Genomic DNA, 3,461 nt, shown 5'->3' with positions numbered 1-3,461 from the left:
GCCAGCGTGTCGCCGGGGATGGCATGGCCCGCCACCTGGGCGCTGCCGCCCGTCGGCTCCAGCAGGCAGCTGAGCATGTTGAGGGTGGTCGTCTTGCCCGCGCCGTTGGGGCCGAGCAGGCTGAAGATTTCGCCGCGCAGGACGCTGAAGGAGATGCCCTTCACGGCCTCGAAGTCGCCGAACGATTTGCGCAGGTCTTTGGCGATGAGAATAGGGTCGGTGGTCATGGTCGCTCCATGTATCGTGTAGGGGCAAGGTGACCGGGAGACAAGGCTGTTCGTTTGGACATGATGCTTTCCCGGTCGCCTTGACCCTACGTCATATGCCGGTCATAGGGATGCCCCGCGTACCGGTGTTACTTACGCCTTCTCGACCAGGTCGCTCACGTCCTGACCGTCGCCCTTCTGTGGACGGCGCGAGCGGAACAGCACGATGAGGCCGACGATGATGAGCGCAACGGGCCAGACGCGGCCGATAGCTTCCAGCGCCCAGGCGAAGACGCTGCCGTAGCCCGCGGCCAGACCAATGAGGGCCATGATGCCGCCGGGGATGAGCGCCCACCAGTGGGTTTCATCGGTGAACAGGCCGGTCAGCAGGGTGATGAGGAACCAGCCGCCGGCGAAGGCCAGCATGAACAGGCCGCCCTCGTCGCCTGGAACCAGCCCGGTCAGCGGGCCGTCCACCAGGGCGATGCCCGCGCCGATGCCGCTCAGGATGCCGCCGGGGATGATCCAGCCCGCCTCGCGGGTGGCGATGCCCGCCGCCAGAAAGACGACGCCCAGGCCCAGCAGGACTAACAGGATGAACGGGAAGCCCCACCTGTCGGGGATGAACTGCCCGGCCAGGGCCAGCGCCCCGCCGAGGATGAGAACGAGACCGCCGATGAGCGCGCCGCGATTTTCCTTGTGCATGATTTGCCTCCGCTATCTGTCTGTGAACTGTCGATAGGATAGCAGGCGCGGCGCGCGTTTGGATGTGCCGGAAGTCACGGCGGGGTCATGCTTAAGTCATGATTAGGGGCTAGGGGAAGAACGTTCTTCCCCTAGCCCCTAGCCCCTAGAACCTAGCCCCTAGCCTTGCGTAATCTGCGGATGCTTCCCTACGCGTGCTTCTCGATAGGCTTCTCGTCGGGAAGCTCATCCTGATAGTGGCGGCGGCGCACCCGCAGGATGGCCAACACCCCCAGGACGATCAGCGCCACCGGCCACAACACGTTGAACAGGTTGAGCGCGTCCTCGAAGATGCCGCCGTAGAGGACGGCCAGCCCGATGACGGCGAAAATGGCGGCGGGGATGAACGCCCACCAATGGCGCTCTTGAGTGAACAGGAGCGTGGTGATCGGGATGGTGGCCCAGCCGAGGGCGAACATCAGCATGAACACGCCGCCTTCGTCGACGCCCCAGCCGTCCACCATCGCGCTGGACGTGGCCCAGATGCCCGCGCCCACGCCGCCGACAATGCCGGCCGGGATGAACCAGCCGGCTTCGCGGGTGACCAGGCCGGCGATGAAGAAGATCAGGGCCAGGCCGCCCAGAATCAGGACGGGGACGATCAACCCGTAGATATCGGGGATGTAGCGCCCAAAAAGCGCCACCAGGCCGACTAACACCAGGATGAGACCCCACACGAGACTACCTCTTTCTCTTCTTGTGTTCATAGTGCACCTCCACCCCTTAGCATACATGGGTTCGCGTCCCGTTCGCCTCTATCAAAAGATATAGTTTGATCGGTAGGGGCGCACCTGCGTGTGCGCCCTGAGGCAGACCCGCGTGTGCTTTGGGGCAGACACGCAGGTCTGCCCCTACTATCTACGTTGTTTTAACGGACAGTTTCGGCAAATGGGGCTACAATCAGTGCTGGTACTGGAAGGGACTGTAGGGGAAGCAGTCGGGGTGAGTAAAGGAATGAGTGAGCAGTGGCCGTCTAAACCGACGCTTCGTATTCGCGAGGCGCTCAACGATCTGTTGCAGCGCAACGCCCACACCCTGGGGAAGGAAGTGGGCGAGATGTTCCTGGGTTCCGACGTGTTCGTCGTCCGGCTGCGCCGGCCGCGGGTGGTGGAGGGGCAGTGGGAAGACCTCGACCGTACCGTGGATTTGTTCGACCTCATGGACGCCCATCAACAGGACGAAGAGTAAGAATCTCACGCCAAGACGCAAAGAACGCCAAGCTCAGAATTCTGAGCTTGGCGTCTTTGCGTGAGACTTCTTACAACACCCCCAGTTCCCTCGCCCGCAGCGCCGCCTGCGTCCGATCCCGCACGCCCAGCTTGCCCAGGATGTTGGTGACGTGGTTCTTCACCGTCCCTTCGGCGATGTAGAGCTGCGCGGCGATCTCCTTGTTGCTCTCCCCGGCGGCCACCAGCCGCAGTATCTCGATCTCCCGCTCCGACAGCGGCTCCACCAGCGCCGCGGCCGGCGCGGGCGCGGCCCGCTCCTCCAGCCGGCTGAACTCGGCCAGCACCTTGGCCGTGATCGAAGGCTGCAGGAAGCTCTCCCCGCGCGCCGCGGCGCGAATGGCCTCCACCAGCTTGGCCGACGACACGTCCTTCAATAGATAGCCCACCGCCCCGGCCCGCAGCCCCTCGAAGACGTACTCGTCGTCGTCGAACGTCGTCACCACGATGACCCGGCTGGCCGGCGCGACCTCGCGCAGCCGGCGCGTGGCCGCCACGCCGTCGAGCACCGGCATGCGCAAATCCATCAACACCACGTCCGGCCGCAACTCGACCGCCGCCGCCAGCGCCTCCTGCCCGTCCCCCGCCTCGCCCACGACCTCGATGTCCTCGTGCAGCGATAACAGGGTGCACAACCCCTCCCGAAAGAGCGCCTGATCGTCAACGAGTAACACACGAATTGACATAAGTCTAACCTTTAAGAGGCTCACGCAAAGGACGCAAAGTACGCTAAGAACGCAAAGAAGAAACCGATAAGCTTAGCGTTCTTTGCGTACTTTGCGCTCTTTGCGTAAGCCTCTTTATCTGCGTAATCTGCGAAATCTGCGGATCATTCTTCTTCTTCTTTCTTCGTCGGCAGGGCGACGATCAGGGTGAAGCCCTCACCGGGGGCCGTGGCCGTCTCTACCTGCCCGCCCAACTGCCGCGCCCGCTCGCGCAGCCCCAGCAGCCCGAAGCCGCCTCCGGCCTCCTCGTCGCCGGCCGGCGCGCCGCCCAGCCCCGGCCCGTTGTCGCTCACCGTCAGGCTGACCGACGCCGGGTCGCGGTAGTCGAGGCGCAGGTCGGCGCGCGAGGCGTGGGCGTGCTTGCGTACGTTGGTCAGCCCCTCCTGCGCGGCGCGGTAGAGTGTCAGCTCCACGCGCGGGTCGAGCGGGCGGGGCGGGCCGTCTACGGCCAGTTCGGCCACAATGCCCGCCGCCTGCGTCTCGGCGACCAGGGCGGCGATGGTCTCCGGCAGCGCCCGCCGGCCCAGCGGCGACTCGCGCAGGGCCGAGACGGAGTGGCG

6 protein-coding genes are annotated in these 3,461 nt (G+C 65.0%); 1 reads left to right on the top strand and 5 read right to left on the bottom strand.

All coding sequences use genetic code 11. The features are described from left to right. From ACE3UY_RS03210 to ACE3UY_RS03200, 3 genes are all read right to left on the bottom strand, one after another. A partial coding sequence (locus ACE3UY_RS03210) for an ATP-binding cassette domain-containing protein (protein WP_374686110.1) occupies positions 1-227 on the bottom strand: 227 nt, incomplete at its 3' end. A gap of 132 nt (positions 228-359) precedes the next feature. Continuing rightward, the gene (locus ACE3UY_RS03205) at positions 360-911 is read right to left on the bottom strand and encodes a hypothetical protein (RefSeq protein WP_374686109.1); all 552 of its coding nucleotides are present in this window, start codon (positions 909-911) and stop codon (positions 360-362) included. Between the two features lie 188 nt (positions 912-1,099). Then, the gene (locus ACE3UY_RS03200; protein WP_374686108.1) at positions 1,100-1,657 is read right to left on the bottom strand and encodes a hypothetical protein; all 558 of its coding nucleotides are present in this window, start codon (positions 1,655-1,657) and stop codon (positions 1,100-1,102) included. A 247-nt stretch (positions 1,658-1,904) separates the two neighbouring features. Here ACE3UY_RS03200 and ACE3UY_RS03195 point away from each other — a divergent pair, with 247 nt between their 5' ends. Further along, positions 1,905-2,138, top strand: coding sequence for a hypothetical protein (locus ACE3UY_RS03195; protein ID WP_374686107.1), 234 nt, complete (start codon positions 1,905-1,907; stop codon positions 2,136-2,138). 70 nt (positions 2,139-2,208) lie between these two features. On the opposite strand, the gene ACE3UY_RS03190 is transcribed toward ACE3UY_RS03195, so the two are convergent. Next, entirely contained in the window at positions 2,209-2,862 is a 654-nt protein-coding gene (locus ACE3UY_RS03190) for a response regulator (protein ID WP_374686106.1), read from the bottom strand. A gap of 143 nt (positions 2,863-3,005) precedes the next feature. Beyond that, positions 3,006-3,461: sensor histidine kinase (locus ACE3UY_RS03185; protein WP_374686105.1), on the bottom strand; the 456-nt coding region annotated here is incomplete at its 5' end.

Source organism: Promineifilum sp. (SeqCode) (assembly GCF_041918635.1).
Lineage (GTDB): Bacteria > Chloroflexota > Anaerolineae > Promineifilales > Promineifilaceae > Promineifilum.
The sequence above is the reverse complement of the archived record's forward strand: the minus strand, read 5'-3'. Positions and strand labels throughout refer to the sequence as shown.